General features: G+C 47.3%; 14 protein-coding genes. 2 read left to right on the top strand and 12 right to left on the bottom strand.

Annotated features, from left to right (window positions below; all coding sequences use genetic code 11):
• Positions 1–23 precede the first annotated feature (23 nt).
• Positions 24–698 (bottom strand): deoxyribose-phosphate aldolase, encoded by a 675-nt coding sequence (gene deoC, locus D3H65_RS18210; protein WP_119051679.1) that lies wholly within the window; start codon positions 696–698, stop codon positions 24–26.
• A 156-nt stretch (positions 699–854) separates the two neighbouring features.
• Here deoC and D3H65_RS18205 point away from each other — a divergent pair, with 156 nt between their 5' ends.
• A complete protein-coding gene (locus D3H65_RS18205) occupies positions 855–3,932 on the top strand; it encodes an amidohydrolase family protein (protein ID WP_119051678.1) in 3,078 nt (1,025 codons plus the stop codon).
• A gap of 21 nt (positions 3,933–3,953) precedes the next feature.
• A complete protein-coding gene (locus D3H65_RS18200; RefSeq protein ID WP_119051677.1) occupies positions 3,954–5,264 on the top strand; it encodes an amidohydrolase family protein in 1,311 nt (436 codons plus the stop codon).
• Between the two features lie 148 nt (positions 5,265–5,412).
• On the opposite strand, the gene D3H65_RS18195 is transcribed toward D3H65_RS18200, so the two are convergent.
• From D3H65_RS18195 to secA, 11 genes are all read right to left on the bottom strand, one after another.
• On the bottom strand, positions 5,413–5,853 hold the full coding sequence (locus tag D3H65_RS18195; protein WP_119051676.1) for an NUDIX domain-containing protein: 441 nt from the start codon (positions 5,851–5,853) through the stop codon (positions 5,413–5,415).
• A 25-nt stretch (positions 5,854–5,878) separates the two neighbouring features.
• Positions 5,879–6,613, bottom strand: coding sequence for a DUF3108 domain-containing protein (locus tag D3H65_RS18190; protein ID WP_119051675.1), 735 nt, complete (start codon positions 6,611–6,613; stop codon positions 5,879–5,881).
• Between the two features lie 101 nt (positions 6,614–6,714).
• Positions 6,715–7,227 (bottom strand): pyridoxamine 5'-phosphate oxidase family protein, encoded by a 513-nt coding sequence (locus D3H65_RS18185; RefSeq protein ID WP_119051674.1) that lies wholly within the window; start codon positions 7,225–7,227, stop codon positions 6,715–6,717.
• A gap of 120 nt (positions 7,228–7,347) precedes the next feature.
• Positions 7,348–8,028, bottom strand: a complete 681-nt coding sequence (locus D3H65_RS18180; RefSeq protein WP_119051673.1) for a hypothetical protein — start codon at positions 8,026–8,028, stop codon at positions 7,348–7,350.
• A 57-nt stretch (positions 8,029–8,085) separates the two neighbouring features.
• The gene (locus tag D3H65_RS18175) at positions 8,086–9,039 is read right to left on the bottom strand and encodes a hypothetical protein (RefSeq protein WP_119051672.1); all 954 of its coding nucleotides are present in this window, start codon (positions 9,037–9,039) and stop codon (positions 8,086–8,088) included.
• An 86-nt stretch (positions 9,040–9,125) separates the two neighbouring features.
• On the bottom strand, positions 9,126–9,740 hold the full coding sequence (locus D3H65_RS18170) for a helix-turn-helix domain-containing protein (RefSeq protein ID WP_119051671.1): 615 nt from the start codon (positions 9,738–9,740) through the stop codon (positions 9,126–9,128).
• 241 nt (positions 9,741–9,981) lie between these two features.
• Positions 9,982–10,398 carry a hypothetical protein gene (locus tag D3H65_RS18165; protein WP_119051670.1) on the bottom strand — a complete coding sequence of 139 codons (417 nt, stop codon included), beginning with the start codon at positions 10,396–10,398 and terminating at the stop codon, positions 9,982–9,984.
• A gap of 68 nt (positions 10,399–10,466) precedes the next feature.
• A complete protein-coding gene (locus D3H65_RS18160; protein ID WP_119051669.1) occupies positions 10,467–11,384 on the bottom strand; it encodes a UbiA prenyltransferase family protein in 918 nt (305 codons plus the stop codon).
• Between the two features lie 48 nt (positions 11,385–11,432).
• Positions 11,433–12,386 carry a nitrilase family protein gene (locus D3H65_RS18155; RefSeq protein ID WP_119051668.1) on the bottom strand — a complete coding sequence of 318 codons (954 nt, stop codon included), beginning with the start codon at positions 12,384–12,386 and terminating at the stop codon, positions 11,433–11,435.
• 21 nt (positions 12,387–12,407) lie between these two features.
• A complete protein-coding gene (locus D3H65_RS18150) occupies positions 12,408–12,920 on the bottom strand; it encodes a GNAT family N-acetyltransferase (protein WP_162915707.1) in 513 nt (170 codons plus the stop codon).
• Between the two features lie 67 nt (positions 12,921–12,987).
• Positions 12,988–16,323: a preprotein translocase subunit SecA gene (gene secA / locus D3H65_RS18145; RefSeq protein WP_119051666.1), complete on the bottom strand. Its 3,336-nt coding sequence runs from the start codon at positions 16,321–16,323 to the stop codon at positions 12,988–12,990.
• Positions 16,324–16,654: the final 331 nt, after the last annotated feature.

The following is a 16,654-nucleotide window of genomic DNA, read 5'->3' as shown; positions in this document are numbered from 1 at the left end:
ATGATGGTGTTGCTCACTTTTTATTAATATCCTCCGGTGCTGCTTTCCTTTTCTCCTGTTACAATGGCTACGCTGGCACTGCATCCCAGGCGCGTAGCGCCGGCATCGATCAACTCTTTGGCAAAAGCGTAAGTTCTGATACCGCCGGAAGCCTTGATCTGAACGGTAGACGGTAAATGTTTGCGCATCAGTTGCACGGCTTCCACGCTGGCACCTTTTTCGGCATAGCCGGTAGAAGTTTTAACAAAATCTACACCTGCATCTGCGTATAAAGTACAACACTGTATGATCTCTTCTGCCAACAATATGCCACTTTCTATGATCACCTTTACCAGGCGTTGGGCCTGGTGGGCTGCGTCGATGATGGGTTGTATCTCCGATTCGAGGTAGCCGGTATTGCCTGCTTTGAGAGCTACCAGGTTGATCACCACATCCAGTTCGTCGGCCCCATCTACGATGGCCTGCTCGGCTTCTGCCTGTTTGGCAGCTGCCACGGAATAGCCAAAAGGGAAACCAATGACGGTTGCCACTTTAACGTTACTGCCTGATAAATATTTTTTGGCCAGTCTTACGAAGGGTGGAGGAACGCATACTGCAGCAAAGCCATAGCTGGCGGCCTCCTCACATAGTTTTTTTACCTCATCTGAGGAGGTAGTGGGTTTGAGCAGTGTATGGTCGATATAGCGGGCGATATTCATAGCAGAAATAAGCAATTTTAATAATTCATGAGCAGGAAACGGTCGCTATAAACGTCTCATGGAGGTTATTTGCCGGTCAGGCAATTTTTACGTGGTCTAAATTAGTGCATTTGTCTAAATTGGACCTTTTCTGTACAAATAAAAACCAACCAGCATATGAGAAAACTCAAGCTTCGTCCGCCAGGGAGATCGCTTTCCCTGATGGGACTGTTACTCGCTTTAAAATTTTCTGCACTGGCCCAGACCACTTTTCCCGTGAATGGGGTGGCTGATCCCAAGAATGGCTATTATGCCTTTACCAATGCAACAATCGTAAAAGACGCTCAAACCACCCTTACCAACGCTACGCTGGTGATCAAGGATGGAAAGATCGTTTCCGTGGGCGCCAACCTGGCTGCTCCCAAAGATGCGGTAGTGGTGGACTGTAATGGTAAGTTTATTTACCCTTCCTTTATTGATGCCTATTCGGATTATGGTATTACAGCACCCACCCGTCAATTGGGTGGTTTTAACTTCAGTGCTCCTGCACAGCTGACATCGAACCAGAAAGGGGCTTTTGGCTGGAACCAGGCTATCCATGCTGATGTGGAGGCTGCCAAGCTGTTCAATGCTGATGAAGCAAAGGCCAAAACCTTGCGTGATATAGGTTTTGGTACGGTATTGACGCACCAGAAAGATGGCATTGCCCGGGGTACAGGTGTTATTGTAACCCTGGCCGATGAGAAGGAAAACCTGGTAATGGTAAAAGAAAAAGCTTCTGCCCATTATTCACTGAATAAAGGAGCTTCTACACAAAGCTACCCCAGCTCAATGATGGGGGTGATCGCTTTGTTGCGCCAAAGCTATATTGACGCGGCCTGGTATAAGACCAACCCGTCTAAAGAAGGAATGAACCTTACACTCAAAGCCTGGAATGACAACCAGGGCCTGCCACAGATATTTGAAGCCAATGACAAATGGAATGTTTTGCGTGCCGATCGCATTGGCGATGAATTTGGTGTACAATACATCATCAAGGGCGGTGGTAATGAGTACCAGCGCATCAAAGAAATGACGGATACGAAAGCGTCATTTATCCTGCCGCTGAACTATCCTGCAGCCATGGATGTGGATGATCCCAACGATGTACGTTTCACAGGTCTTGATGATATGAAGCATTGGGAACTGGCGCCCTCCAATCCTGCCGCTTTTGAAAAAGCAGGGATCACTTTTTGTCTTACCACTTCCGATCTGAGCGCTGTGGGCGAATTTCTGGCCAATCTGCGCAAAGCCATTGAATATGGCCTCACAGAAACAAAGGCACTGGAAGCATTGACCAAAACACCGGCCAGCTTGCTGGGTATTGCTGATAAAGCAGGCAGCCTGGACGCCGGTAAACTAGCCAATTTCCTGATCACCTCAGGCCCTATCTTCCAGGAAAAAACAGTGGTGTACCAAAACTGGGTACAGGGACATAAATACGCTGTGAAAGAAGATGGCTGGTATGATGTAAAGGGCACTTATAAGCTGGTAGCCAATACGGCCAGCGGTACCAAAACATGGGCGGTTGAACTGAAAGACGGCGGTACAGCTTCTTTTATTGAAAAAGATACGCTTACTGGTAAATATACTTACGACGGAAAACTGGTGAAGCTGAGCTTTACGGAAGGTCGTGGCCCAAGAGCTACTGAGACTGTGATGAGTGGTGTAGCCGGTGGTGGGGTATGGAATGGTGCAGGTCGTGATGGCGCCGGTAATAAATTTACCTGGACAGCGAATTTTGAAAAAGCAGGGGTTGCGAAAGCTGACAGTGCAAGACCCAAGCAGCCTTTGCAACTGGGCAAGGTAACGTTCCCTTTCCTGGCCTATGGTGCGGAAGAAGTGCCTAAACAGGAAACGATCCTCATTAAGAATGCTACGGTATGGACCAATGAGAAAGATGGTAAGCTGGAAGGTACAGATGTGCTGGTAACAGGTGGTAAGATCTCGAAGATCGGGAAGAACCTGTCTGCTGCTGCCGGCGTTAAGGTCATTGATGGCACCGGCAAGCATTTAACGCCTGGTATAATTGATGAGCACTCGCATATTGCGGCTGGTTCTATTAACGAAGGTGCACAGAGTGTAACTTCTGAAGTGCGCATTGCTGACAACCTCAACCCCGAGGATATCAATATCTACCGCCAGTTGAGCGGTGGTGTTACTACTTCTCATATCCTGCACGGATCTGCCAATACGATCGGTGGACAAACACAGCTGATCAAGCTGCGCTGGGGCGCTAATGATGAAGAACTGAAGTTCAAAGGGGCTGATCCTTTTATCAAATTCGCCCTGGGTGAAAACGTAAAACGCAGCAGCTCACAAAACAATAACCGTTTCCCCGATACACGGATGGGTGTAGAGCAGGTGCTTACGGATGCTTTCCAACGCGCCAAAGATTACGAGAGTGCGCTGAAGGCCAAAAAGCCTGGTGTACGCCGTGACCTGGAACTGGATGCCTTGGTAGAGATCATGAATAAGAAGCGCTTCATTACCTGCCACTCTTATGTACAAAGTGAGATCACATCCACGATGCGGGTAGCAGAGAAATTTGGTTTCCCCATCAATACTTTCACGCATATCCTGGAAGGCTATAAAGTAGCGGATAAGATGAAAGCACATGGCGTAAATGCTTCTACTTTCAGCGACTGGTGGCAGTACAAGATGGAAGTTGTGGATGCCATTCCTTACAATGCTGCGATCATGCAAAGGGTAGGCCTGAATGTGGCTATCAATTCGGATGATGCTGAAATGGCACGCCGCCTGAACCAGGAAGCTGGTAAGATCGTGAAGTATGGTGGTGTAACGGAAGAGGAAGCGTTGAAGATGGTAACGCTCAACCCTGCTAAGATGCTGCATGTGGATGATAAAGTAGGAAGTATTAAGGTGGGTAAGGATGCTGACCTGGTACTGTGGAGCAATAACCCATTGAGCATTTATGCAGTGGCCGAAAAAACCATTGTGGATGGTACTATCTTCTTTGATCGTGAGCGTGATAAGGAACTGCGTGCCCAAATACAGGCAGAAAGAACCAGGCTGATCCAAAAGCTGGCAGCTGCAAAACGTGCGCCTGGAGCAGGTGGTGGCGCTCCCGGTGGTGGTTTTGGACGTCCAAGACCCCGCTATGAAGTGATCCTTACCTGTACAGATCACTACCACAGTCATGGATTGCTGGCTATTACAGAAGAGGAAGCTGAGGTTCTTAACGCAAACAAATAATCCCTGTAAACGAACTGAATTATGAAAAGAATATTCTTCACGATATTAATGGGCAGCTGGATCGTTACCAGTGTTTCCGCACAGGAAACGGTATATCCTGCTCCCGCGCAGGCACAAACTATTGCACTCACCAATGCTACGGTGCATGTGGGTAACGGACAAGTGATCGAAAATGGCATGGTCTTGTTTTCCAAGGGCAAGATCGTGGACGTTCGCCCTACGGCTGCTATTGCCGATGTGAAAGTCATTGACTGCAAAGGCAAGCATATTTATCCCGGTCTTATTTTATCGCAGTCCAATGTTGGCCTGGTAGAGGTAGGCAGTGTACGGGCTACGAACGATGATACGGAGTTGGGGCAGATGAACCCCAATATCCGGTCGCTGGTTGCTTACAATACGGATTCAAAGGTGACAAATACTTTGCGCAACAATGGTATCCTGCTGGCCAATATAACACCCGATGGCGGTATCCTGTCCGGCAGCTCTTCGGTGGTGCAGCTGGATGCGTGGAATTGGGAAGATGCCAGCTACTTAGCAGATAATGGTATACACTTCCGCATGCCTTCGCTGATGTTGCGTGGCGGCGGCCGGGGTGGTTTTGGCCGTTTTGGAGGTCAGCAACCTACCGGTGATCCTGTGAAGCGTGCCCTGGACCAGGTAGAAAACGTAAAAGTATTTTTCCGGGAAGCCAAAGCATACTACCAGGAAGGAACGCATGAAGAAACCAATTTAAAGTATGAAGCGGTTAAAGGATTATTCAGCAAAAAGCAGAAATTCTTTGTGCATTGCAACATTGTAAAGGAAATGCTGATCGCTATTGACTTTGCGAAGGAATTTGGGTTTGATGTGGTGATTGTAGGTGGCTCTGAAAGCTACCAGATCGCTGATCTGCTGAAGCAAAATAATATTGCGGTAGTCCTGGATCAGATGCACAATTTGCCCACGATGGTGGATGACGATGTTGACCAACCTTATAAGACGCCGGCTGCTTTGCAAAAAGCTGGTGTGTTGTTTGCTATCAATGATGATGATGGCAATACCCGTCAGCGTAACCTGGCTTTTAATGCCGGTACCGCGGCAGCTTATGGACTGACCAAAGAGGAGGCCTTGGCAGCTGTGTCACTCAATGCGGCCAAAATATTAGGGGTAGCTGAAAAAACCGGTTCTATTGAAACCGGTAAAGATGCTAACCTGCTGGTATGTGATGGTGATCTGCTGGATATGCGCAGCAATATCATTCTGCAGGCATTCATCCAGGGCCGTGAATTAAACCTTACGGACAAGCACAAGCAATTGTACGAGCGCTACAAGTACAAATATGGATTAAAATAAGTTAATCCGTTCTCTATGACAGGGTGGGCTGCTTAAGCGGCTCACCCTTTTTGTTTTTAGTATGTCACCCTGAGCTTGTCGAAGGGTGTATTAAGATGGCTTCGACAGGCTCAGCCCTGCAGAGCGGGGTAAACTCTGACATTGAGGCTCAGCGCATAAAAGGGCCAGCCTGGGTATTCATCGCATCCTGTAGCCAATAGGGATTTACCAGGGCCAGTTCTGCCGGAATGGCATCGGTTGGAAAGTAACGGAGCTCGGCCGTTTCTTCATTGGAGAAATGGGGAGGAATATCTGCTAATAGATCGACCTCAAAGTAAGAGGTTACGTATTGAACGGTTCTGCCGGTGTATTGATAGGTTTGTGACAGGGGGGATGAATAAATACCTATCAGCCTTTTAATGGAAGCTGTGGTGTCTGTTTCTTCCTGTACTTCGCGGAGGATGGCCTCTGTTACACTTTCTCCAAATTCCACATGGCCCGATATAACACCCCAGGTGCCTACATCCCTGCGGCGCTGTAATAGTACCTCTCCTTTGTTGTTGAAAATTATGGCGGCAACTGCCGGTAATATTTCTTTCCTGGGTTGCATAGACCAATGATTTTGAGTGCCTTTATCAGGCTATCATGGCCACCCTGATAAATGCATTGCCGTTTTTAAGAATGAACTTTTTCTTTAACTGCTGCTGCCCTTTGATAGTGTACCATTGAATGGTGTAAGTACTTCCGGTGGTTACGCGCAATCTCCAGCACATCGCTTTCCCCGATGCCGGTAAATTGATCTCTTCTTTTCCTTCCACTTCTACCACTGTGGCATATTCAAAATAGTGTAAGCCGGTATTTACATTCTTAAAAATAAACTGCTTCTTTTCCTGTAAGGGCAGCAGGGTGATCAATTCATCGGTTGTTACACTATTGTAAAAACCAGTAGCAGGTTTTGTAAACTGCTGTGTGCTGTCCCTAAAGGTAATGGTATTATCTATTTTGCCATTGGAGAATATGACCTTTTCCTGGTATTGGTCTGATTGTATGTTGGTGTGATAGGCCAGAGGAAGTAGAGTATGCAGATCACAATAGCTGGAATCTCTGTTAATGTCTTTGGGGCCTTGATAGGTTTGTATCACCAGGAAGACATCCTGTGGACCATATTTGGTTTTTTGGATCGAGCGGGTCAGTATGGAACCAAATTGGATCAGCCCATCCCTGGTCTCGGTGTATTGCAGGTACTTCCTTTCGGAGGGAAGGAGCTTTTGGGCGGCATCTTTAATGTAGAAAGTGTCGGTCACGCTAGCGGATAATCCGAGCGAAATCAATAATAATAAGGTCAATACAGCTACATATTTTCCGGTCATGTATTTTATGATTTAGTGATGTGTTCACAAAATACGTTGACTGTACTGATTTGGTTATATGTGTTGCGTGGAATGATGAAAAAGAAGTATGGATCAGTACTTTATGGCACCTGTAGTTTTCCTTCCACGCCATCATCCATGGTTTTGCCGGTTACCGCAGCAGCCAGTATTTTCAGGAAAGAGATCATTTTACCGTGTTTGGTATCCCAGTAGTGTGCTTTGTGTGGTGTGACTTCGATCACACTGATATATGGATCGTCTTTGCCGTCTTTAAACCAGGCTTTGGCTATCGGGTTCCATAACTCATCGATCTTCGCCTGATCGCGTGACACGATAGCACTTCCCTCAATAGCCATATAGTTTTGCTTGCCGGGGTTGGAATAAAGGAGGTATACTTTATTATACTCATCGATCTGTTCGTCTTTAGCACTTCGCCGGTCACTGAAAAACCAGCAATGGCCATTATCATCAATAGCCAACGTACTCATAGGCCTGAATTGCAGGTCTTCGTCCTCCCCTTCTCCAAATGTGCAAAAGAGGCAGGTTTCTCCGCTGCCCAGCTCCTGCATTTTCTTAATAGCATCCTTATCGCTGAGGTTTTGTATATCGCCCATAACGAATGTTTAGAACGGTATATGCATAAGAGATGCCAGCAGCAGGTATTACTGATTTACAAAATGTCTACTTATTTGTTAACTCAATAAAGGTGTAGTTGGGGAAGTTGTTGGGCAGTATTATTGTTCATTGAGGTATTCAAATAGTTCTACGATATCCTTTTCCTGCTTTAGCTTCAGTTTTTTGGACTCAGCCAACTGCCGGATGGTATCCCCGTATTTCGGAAGGTTGTAGAGATAGTCCTTGTCTTTTTTGATGATCACTATTTGCCCATCAGGAAATACGGCATACATCAATTCTTTAATGGATTCCTTCCGCTGTTCCTCCGGTACTTCGTCTTTGTAAAGAGCGATGGTCTTAGCCTTGCATTTCAGCAATTGAAATTTCCCATCAACCACCACCTGGTAAAATGTTTCTCCGGTGTTTTTATGAATGGGCGCAAACCCATTCCTGAAAGTAACATAAGTGCTATCACCTTTTATGAGCAGCAGTATTTTGAAGGAAGCGATGGGATTGTTGAATTCCATGGTGGTACCACCCTGCAGGTAATACAACTTCTCTCCAAATTCATCAAAGAGGAGGGGCACTTTCATGTCGGGGGCGCCATTTTTAAAGGTCACCTTACCGGGTGCCCATTCCTGGTTCAGGAATTTGATGCGCACTGTTTCATCGTCGGGGATATCCGGTAAGCGGCTCATGGCTACAGGGCGGCCAGCTGACCTGGCATCGCTGCCCAAACCCTGGGCTTGTGCAAACGCAGTTATTATCAGCAGGGAGAACGCTGCAGTTATCTTTCTCATGTGACTGTCTTTGCTTAAATATACTGAATTTGATTGATGCCTGTATGGCCCTGCCCATCAAAACAGCCTGAATTGCCTGCTGCGTGTATCCAACACCAATATATTGTGTAAAAACAACTTGTTGCCAGTCATGCCCCCTATTCCCATTTTCATCATCTGGCTTACCTGTGAGTCATTAACGCCTTCTACCCAGGTGATGCGGCGGATGGGTATGGCTTTGCCTGCCAGGGTGATGCTGTCGTTGGTAGCGACTGTATTGGCTATTAAGGTTTTACCCCATGACTGTACGGGATATTGAATAACTGCAGCCGTATCAATGGCCAGTTGCAGGCAGGTGGCTTTGTTTGTGAGCAGTTCGAAAGCGCTGGAGCCGGAATCAAAATACAGGATCGTCTTTTGGCCCCTGATAACGGCAGGCAATAAAATACGGCGCATGGCGTAGGTGAAACTGACAGGCGGAGCTTTCCTGTAAGCAACAGGCAGGCTATCGCTTATGATCAACTGTTTGCGGCGATAATCGATGGCTACGGCCTTATTGTCAATCAGGTCAGTACCCAGGGTACCAATAATGGGAAGGCTATGTTTATTGCTCCAGTCAATGCCACTGCTGTCGAATGACTGTACGGCTATTTGCCTGGCGGTGATGGGGAGGGGGCCGGCTTTAAAGGAAAAGTTGGTCAGGGTATCGCCCACTTGCCGAAGGTTGGCCATAGATGGGTAGCGCCGGTAGATGGCCTGCAGCTTATCCCCATAAAAAAGTGAATAGGGGGAGCCGGTATCAAACTGCATATACCATGTTTTGGGACAGCCGGGAATGGTAACAGGGATCAGGAGGCCTGCCTGGGGCTCCCATTGGCTGTGCAGGCTGTCGCCTTTCCATTGGAGGGGCAGGATATGGGTGCCTGCCGGGAATATCAATTGATTGGCCGGAATGGGTGGAGGCACCTGGGCCCGGGTATACTGGAATAGAAAAAGGAATAGCAGGCAGGTGGGTAATAACTGTTTTTTCATGAGGTGTAAGATACCCTCATGGACGCCTTAAAGCTGCCGACACCTGCCTGTCATTGACCCGACACTTGCCCGACATTATATGATAATCAGTTATTTATATAGGAGGCCCGGCTGGTATGCCTGATCTTTAATGCGGTAAAGAAGATGATGAAAGCGTTGAGTACATACATGCCTGCAAAGATCCAGAGGTAGTTGAGCAGGTTGGTTTTTTCGAACCAGGTGGCTTGTACCAGGTTATAAATGAGGGTTAACAGGAGGAGAAAATGGGTGCTGACGGTCCACCAGATCTGTTGGCGAATGATGCGCTGACCAGTGGTTTGGAGGGTATTATCCTTTTCTTTTCTTTTCTTCAACAGGAAGATGGGAATAAGGAAATGTATAAAAGGCACTACGAGATAAGCAAAGGCAGACAGGTTGAGTAGCTGGAGAAAGTGGCAGCTTTCCTGGCGTTCGGCCGGGCGGCCTTCTTGTAAAAAGGTGGGTTCATTGCTGACCCTGAGGCATGTTCTTACAGAAATGAACTCTTCCAAAGGCATGTTAAGCGCCGCAGCGATGGCTTTGAGGGTATAATCACGGGGGATGCTGTCATTGCTTTCAATGCGTTGAACAGTGCGTACGGTGATCGTTGCTCTCTCTGCCAGTTGTTCCTGCGTAAGGCCTTTACTCTTCCTGGCACTTAATACTTTGTTTCCAAGACTCATGGTTGTAGAACTATCATTAGGGTACTCCGTAAGCAAAGCCGGTGCCACCGGCTTGTTGTGAACTTAGGGGTAACTGTACACAAAGATAATCGGCGGTTATCAATACCGGAAATATTGTGCAGGTTCTTACGGGTTCTTACTTAGTGAAACTGCGGAAATTACGGTATAAGATATTGTTTGTTAATGGATTAAAATAAATGTCAAATTTACTGTTTACCGGGTGGGTTAATTGGGCTGATTATTAATTACCAGACACCCTGGTATAATAATAACCTAATCCATCATAGGCTTCTTCTGCGAATATCAGTGAATCGGCCGTCAACTTTTCTATCGTGCAGGCAAACATATAGTTTGAAAAGTTATAGAACTGTTTGTTGGTATGGTCATGAATGCATCTTCCTGTTTCTGTGGTATAAGTTCCTGTGAGACGAAGGGTATCGTTTATATATACTTTGAAGGTCTTGTCGCTGTTAATTATTAAGCTCTTCCTGATGCCTGTGGAAGCTGGTGTAGACTGCATGGGAGCAATGCCCCCGTTGGTAAGCGTCCAATTCCAGGTACCGGTCAGTTCCGGTTGGCGGGAACCATTTTTGGAACAGGCAATAAAGACCAGGCTGGCTATGAAAAGCCAGGCAGCGTGGGTAGTATACCGTTTCATAAAGATGTTTTAATGCTGACAGTGTTCCTTACCCGGCCGTTGCTTTGCACTCCATCATTTGATCTATGCTAAAAAAAGATCATGGCCACGGAGCCACACAATGCTTTGACCAGCATGAGGCCGTCAATGATAAAAAGGTAGTAGAGAATGGGTCTTCGCCGGTGCATAGACCAGGCGACTGCAATGAGGGATATGAAGGGGATGAGGTTGAGCGCTATTTTCATAATGTGAAAATGGCGGGCGATGGCAAATGCGATGAAGCTGACCAGGCCAATTACACACAGGGGGATGAGGATATAGAAGATGGTCTTGCGCAGGCCTACCTTCACTACAAATGTTTTGAGCTGGTAGTTGTAATCTACTGCATAGTCCTTGATATCAAACATGATACACAGAACGGTGATGAACATGAAGTTCTTGATAAAGAGGAACAAACCTATGAGGGAAGGTTGAAAGACGAGTCCTTGCTCAATGCTGTAACACAAGACGGGATAAACAGTGACGAGCCCGGCCCAGGAAAAGCCGATCACAAAGGGTTTTAACCAGCCCGACTTGCGCAGGCTGAACCTGCCGAGCCTGGGATGGTTAAAGCCATAATACAGGGCGGCCGTTGCCGGGAAAATGATGATCAGTATCCAGGTTAACCAGGGCTGCCAGCGCAGGTGCGTCCAGTTGTGGTACAGAAAGATACTGCTGCATACTGCCACAATGATGGTGAGCATGATCTGGGAGAAGAATATCCAACGTTTAAACTGTATGTACCAGTTGGTCCTTTTGTTGGTGGTCTCCACGGTTACCTCCGTAATATAGGCCCTGGTATAATAAAGAATGGTAGCACAGAAAACAATGGTGTAATACAACAGGCTATTGAGAGGATACTGCTGTTGCAGAGAGGCTTCCATGGAAAGTGCCACGGCACAGATGCCATAGAAATAATTACCAAAGAAAATAAACCGGGTTATGGCATGGAAAAATGGCCTTCTCATCGGCAATGAAGGTACGGCAATCGGTAAAAGCAGGCAAGGGGATACGTATTAAACTTTGTCATCCAGCCATACCACTTTTTGCTCCGATAGATGCTCCTGGCCGATAATATCGCGGTATAATTCAGGCCGGCGGGCTTTGATATAACGGTGGCCGCCTGCCTGGGTGAGTTTTTCAGGGGTGAGGGTGGCGGTGATGATATCATCGCCCAGGGTGCGGCATTCTGCAATGACATCGCCAAAAGGATCAATGATCATGGAGCAGCCGTTCTTTAGCTGGTCATCATCCATGCCGATAGGGTTGGAGAAAACAGCATATATGGCATTGTCATAAGCGCGTGCGGGTAACCATTTCATGAGCCAGTCGCGTCCTTTCATGCCATCAAATTCGAGACGCAGGGAAGTGGGGTCTGCTTCGCGGTTCTCCCAAAGGGAGGGCGATACAAAACCTGCGCCGGGACGGGTGGAGGGAGTACACATGGTTACATGCGGCATAAAGATCACCTGGGCACCCAGCAGTCGGGTAGCTCTTACGTTTTCAACGATATTGTTGTCGTAGCAGATGAGGATACCGCATTTCCAGCCGTAGAGGTCAAATACACAGTATTGGTCGCCCGGTGTGAGGTAAGGATTGATAAAGGGATGTAGTTTCCTGTATTTGGCAATCAGTCCATTCTTATCAACGCATACATAGGCTTTGAACAGGTTGTCCTGATCGTCTTTTTCAAACAGGCCGGCCAGGATGGCTATATTATGTTTGGCGGCGATGGCCTGCAATGCTTTAATGCTCTCCCCATCTGGTATGGGTTCTGCAATGGCCAGCATTTGTTCTTTGGAAAGCTGGCGGGCAAAAGTATAGCCGGTGATGGAACATTCATGAAAAGCTACTGCCTGAGCGCCTTGTGATGCTGCTTTTGCAGCAAGTTGATCAATGACAGAAAGGTTGTATGCTTTGTCGCCGCTTTTATTTTCAAATTGTGCGGTGGCTATTTTTAAGTTGTTCATGGCTTTTGTGTTTTTAAGTTCTTACCAGGGTGTTCCCTGCAGGTCGATGACTGCGGGTGTTATTGCTTTACCGGGGCTTAGCAGCATGGTATTGGCAGTCCATAATTTCCTGCCGGATGGCTGCTCAATATAAACGGTACTGTTGACGGTATACCATCCAAGCCTGTTATAGAAGGGGATCATGGCATCGGCACAAAGCAATAAAGCATGTTCGCTTTTGAGTTCATTGAACAGGAATTCAGTGGTGCTGTTAAGTGCCTGAGAAGAATATCCTTTTCCCCGAAAAGGAGGGGGAGTGATCACGTTATTAATGCCCGCTATTTTAGAGGGTCTTCCATCCAGCAATACCTGCCGTTCAATAATGTTGAAGAAGGTTACGATCATATCGTCCTCTGTTTGCAAAATTGTCCAGTCGGGTTGAGCCCAGGTGGTTTCCTGTACGATGGGAATATGGCCAAATTCAGCCTGGATATAATGGTGCAGTGTTTCTTTAATGGCAGGCGAAAGGGAGTCGTATTTTTCGATGGTAATCATCCTGCTGAAGATAGCATAAAAAAAGCACTCACTTGCGTGAATGCTTTTTAATATTATAACTGAATACTTATGCGTCTTTACCGTGGCAGTTCTTAAACTTCTTACCGCTACCACAAGGACATAGATCATTACGTCCTACTTTAGGTCCTACCCGCACCGGCTCCTGCTTTACAGGGGGATTGGAAGGGTCAAAGTAATCATTCTCATTGGCTGCATAATCATCGCCTCTGCGGTCTATGTCTTCCTTATTGGCCTGCATGCGGCTCATATCGGTTTTCTCTTCGCGTCCTTCCTTGATCTGCTGACCATTGTTTTGCTCAACCGGGATATTGGCGTGGCAGAGGAAACTGATAATGTCCTTGTTTACGTCGCTATCCATACGTTTGAACAGGTCGAAGGCGGTGATCTTATAGATCACCAGGGGATCTTTCTGTTCCAGGTAGGCGGTTTGTACACTCTGCTTCAGGTCGTCCATAGACCGCAGGTGTTCTTTCCAGGCATCATCGATGATGGCCAGTGTGATCTGACGCTCGAGCGCATTGGTGAGCTCACGTCCTTCTGTCTCCACTGTTTTATTCAGGTTGGCCAGCACCTGCATGCCTTTCTTACCATCGGTAAAGGGAACTACCACATTTTCGATATGATTGCCCTGGGATGTACGGATGTTTTTGAACACCGGTACAGCCTGCTGCTGAACATCGGCCAGCTTGCGTTGGTAACGGGTGATCGCTTCATTGTACAGTTTATCGGCCAGCTGAACGGCGTTGCCTTTGCCAAACTCTTCTTCGGTGATGGTGCTGTCAATACCAAAGTTTACAATGGCGGCCATTTTGAAGCCTTCATAATCACTTTGCTCCTGGAAACCACTGATGAGGCTTTCTGCTACAATATAAAAGGCATTGTCAAGGTCAAGCGCCAGGCGGTCGCCAAACAGGGCGTGGTTACGCTTCTTATAGATCACGTTACGCTGTTTGTTCATTACGTCATCATATTCCAGCAAGCGCTTACGTATACCGAAGTTATTTTCTTCTACTTTTTTCTGTGCACGCTCGATGCTCTTGGTCACCATGCTGTGCTGGATCACTTCGCCTTCTTTGTATCCAAAGCGGTCCATGATAGAGGCGATACGCTCACTGCCGAACAAACGCATCAGTTCATCTTCCAGTGATACATAGAACTGTGTAGTACCGGGATCTCCCTGGCGTCCCGCACGACCACGCAACTGCCTGTCTACTCGGCGGCTTTCGTGGCGTTCTGTACCAATGATGGCCAAACCACCTGCTTCTTTCACACCAGGTCCCAGCTTGATATCTGTACCACGACCGGCCATGTTGGTGGCGATGGTGATGGCGCCGGCTAAACCAGCTTCTGCTACCACCTGTGCTTCACGGGCGTGTTGTTTTGCGTTCAATACATTGTGCGGGATCTTCTTACCGGTCATCATTTTGCTCAGCAATTCACTTACTTCTACGGAGGTGGTACCTACCAGTACGGGGCGACCTTCACCGCGCAGTTTTTCTATTTCATCAATAACGGCCTTGTATTTCTCGCGTTTCGTTTTATAGACCAGGTCTTCGTGGTCTTTACGGATGGCTGTAACATTGGTAGGAACAGTCACCACATCGAGCTTGTAGATATCCCAGAACTCACCGGCTTCTGTAATAGCGGTACCAGTCATGCCGGCCAGCTTGTGATACATCCGGAAGAAGTTCTGCAAGGTGATGGTGGCATAGGTTTGGGTAGCCGCTTCGATCTTTACATTTTCCTTGGCTTCAATGGCCTGGTGCAAACCATCGCTGTAACGACGTCCATCCAGGATACGACCGGTTTGTTCGTCTACGATCTTCACCTGTCCATCCAACACTACGTATTCCACATCCTTATCGAACAGGGTATAGGCTTTCAATAATTGCTGAACAGTATGGATACGGTCGGCCTTGATGGTGTAATCATTCAATACACTTTCTTTGCGTTGCAGCTTTTCTTCACTGTCCGTTACTTCTTTCTCAATTTCGGCCAGTTGCACGCCAATATCAGGCAGTACAAAGAATTCAGGGTCTTCTCCGGCTTTTGTAATGGCCTGAATACCTTTATCGGTTAATTCAACCTGGTTGTTCTTTTCGTCGATATGGAAATACAATTCCTGGTCTACCGTAGGCATTTGCTTTTGCTGGTCGGCCAGGTAATAGTTCTCTGATTTCTGGAGCTTCACGCGTACGCCTGGTTCACTCAGGAACTTGATCAGGGCGCTGTTCTTGGGTAAGCCACGATAAGCACGCATCAGGGCCAAACCACCACTCTTGGGTTCATCATCTCCGCTTTCAAATAATTTCTTTGCTTCGTTGAGGTACTTGTTGGTCACCTGTTTTTGCATGCCTACCAACGTTTCCACGCGGCCCTTCAGTACATGGTATTGCTGATCATCGCCACGGGGTACAGGACCTGAAATGATCAAAGGGGTACGGGCGTCATCGATCAATACGCTATCCACCTCATCGACCATGGCAAAATGGTGTTTGCGCTGTACCATTTCTTCCGGTGTGTGCACCATGTTATCACGCAGGTAGTCAAAACCAAATTCGTTGTTGGTACCATAAGTAATATCGGCCTGGTAAGCTTTGCGTCTTTCGGGACTATTGGGCTGGTGTTTGTCAATACAGTCTACTACGAGTCCAAGCCATTCGAAGATGGTGCCGTTCCATTCGGAGTCACGTTTTGCGAGGTAGTCGTTCACCGTTACAATGTGAACGCCCTCACCGGCCAAAGCGTTGAGATAGGCAGGCAGGGTAGATACGAGTGTTTTACCTTCACCCGTTGCCATTTCAGCGATCTTTCCTTCGTGCAGTACCGTACCACCGATCAGCTGTACATCGTAATGCACCATATTCCAGGTAACGGGTGCGCCGCCGGCGGTCCAGGTATTTTTAAAGATAGCCTGATCACCTTCAATGCGGATATATTCCCTCTTTGCGGGGATTACGCTCAGATCACGATCCAATTGAGTGGCCGTGGCTGAGATGGTTGTATTTTCTTTAAACCGGCGGGCTGTCTCTTTCACTACAGCAAAGGCTTCCGGCAGGATCTCCTTCAGCACTTCTTCTATTTGTTTATCCCGGTCTTTGATCAACACATCAACCTGCTGGTAGATGGTGTCCTTGCCATTGATATCGCTAAAGTCCAGTTCTTCGGCCTGCTTATTCAGGGCGGCAATTTCGTCATCGATCTTTTGCAGATGGGCTTTTATGCGCTGACGGAATTCCTGTGTTTTATTCCTTAACTGGTCATTGGACAGGGATTGGTAGGCAGCAAAGTGTTGGTTAACCTGCTGCACAATGGGCTGAATATTTTTAATATCCTTCTCCGACTTGCTGCCTCCGAACATTTTCGATAAAAAACCTAACATGATTATAGCTGGTTGAGATGTTTACAAGATTAATGAATCTCTAGCCGTCAAAAAAGGTGCTATACTTTGATAACGAGCCAATTTGACAGGACGTCAAAGGTAAGGAAAAGCGGTGGGAGTGAGTGCTGCTGGTTGACCGGTTGGTAGTTAGCGGCGCTCCATCTGCAGGATATTTTTGCGATCTAAGTGCTTACCCGCAGCAGGCAAGGTTTTGAGCGGATACAGCCTGCTCATTTTAAGCCGGGATACAAAAAAATAAAAATGTTAATGTGTCAAAATCAGGTAGCTGGTACCAGCTTTAGGGCTTACCTGGCGACCTGGATGGGCGGGC

Source organism: Paraflavitalea soli, assembly GCF_003555545.1.
Classification (GTDB): Bacteria; Bacteroidota; Bacteroidia; order Chitinophagales; family Chitinophagaceae; genus Paraflavitalea; species Paraflavitalea soli.
This window is presented reverse-complemented; position numbering and strand designations above follow the sequence as displayed.

Excerpts from the sequence above, each read along its gene's own strand:
- D3H65_RS18150 (WP_162915707.1), bottom strand. The coding sequence starts at position 12,920 with ATGATTACCATCGAAAAATACGACTCCCTTTCGCCTGCCATTAAAGAA.
- D3H65_RS18175 (WP_119051672.1), bottom strand. The coding sequence starts at position 9,039 with ATGAAAAAACAGTTATTACCCACCTGCCTGCTATTCCTTTTTCTATTC.
- D3H65_RS18180 (WP_119051673.1), bottom strand. The coding sequence starts at position 8,028 with ATGAGAAAGATAACTGCAGCGTTCTCCCTGCTGATAATAACTGCGTTT.
- D3H65_RS18195 (WP_119051676.1), bottom strand. The coding sequence starts at position 5,853 with ATGCAACCCAGGAAAGAAATATTACCGGCAGTTGCCGCCATAATTTTC.
- D3H65_RS18155 (WP_119051668.1), bottom strand. The coding sequence starts at position 12,386 with ATGAACAACTTAAAAATAGCCACCGCACAATTTGAAAATAAAAGCGGC.
- D3H65_RS18165 (WP_119051670.1), bottom strand. The coding sequence starts at position 10,398 with ATGAAACGGTATACTACCCACGCTGCCTGGCTTTTCATAGCCAGCCTG.
- D3H65_RS18160 (WP_119051669.1), bottom strand. The coding sequence starts at position 11,384 with ATGAGAAGGCCATTTTTCCATGCCATAACCCGGTTTATTTTCTTTGGT.
- deoC (WP_119051679.1), bottom strand. The coding sequence starts at position 698 with ATGAATATCGCCCGCTATATCGACCATACACTGCTCAAACCCACTACC.
- D3H65_RS18200 (WP_119051677.1), top strand. The coding sequence starts at position 3,954 with ATGAAAAGAATATTCTTCACGATATTAATGGGCAGCTGGATCGTTACC.
- D3H65_RS18190 (WP_119051675.1), bottom strand. The coding sequence starts at position 6,613 with ATGACCGGAAAATATGTAGCTGTATTGACCTTATTATTATTGATTTCG.
- D3H65_RS18205 (WP_119051678.1), top strand. The coding sequence starts at position 855 with ATGAGAAAACTCAAGCTTCGTCCGCCAGGGAGATCGCTTTCCCTGATG.
- D3H65_RS18185 (WP_119051674.1), bottom strand. The coding sequence starts at position 7,227 with ATGGGCGATATACAAAACCTCAGCGATAAGGATGCTATTAAGAAAATG.
- secA (WP_119051666.1), bottom strand. The coding sequence starts at position 16,323 with ATGTTAGGTTTTTTATCGAAAATGTTCGGAGGCAGCAAGTCGGAGAAG.
- D3H65_RS18170 (WP_119051671.1), bottom strand. The coding sequence starts at position 9,740 with ATGAGTCTTGGAAACAAAGTATTAAGTGCCAGGAAGAGTAAAGGCCTT.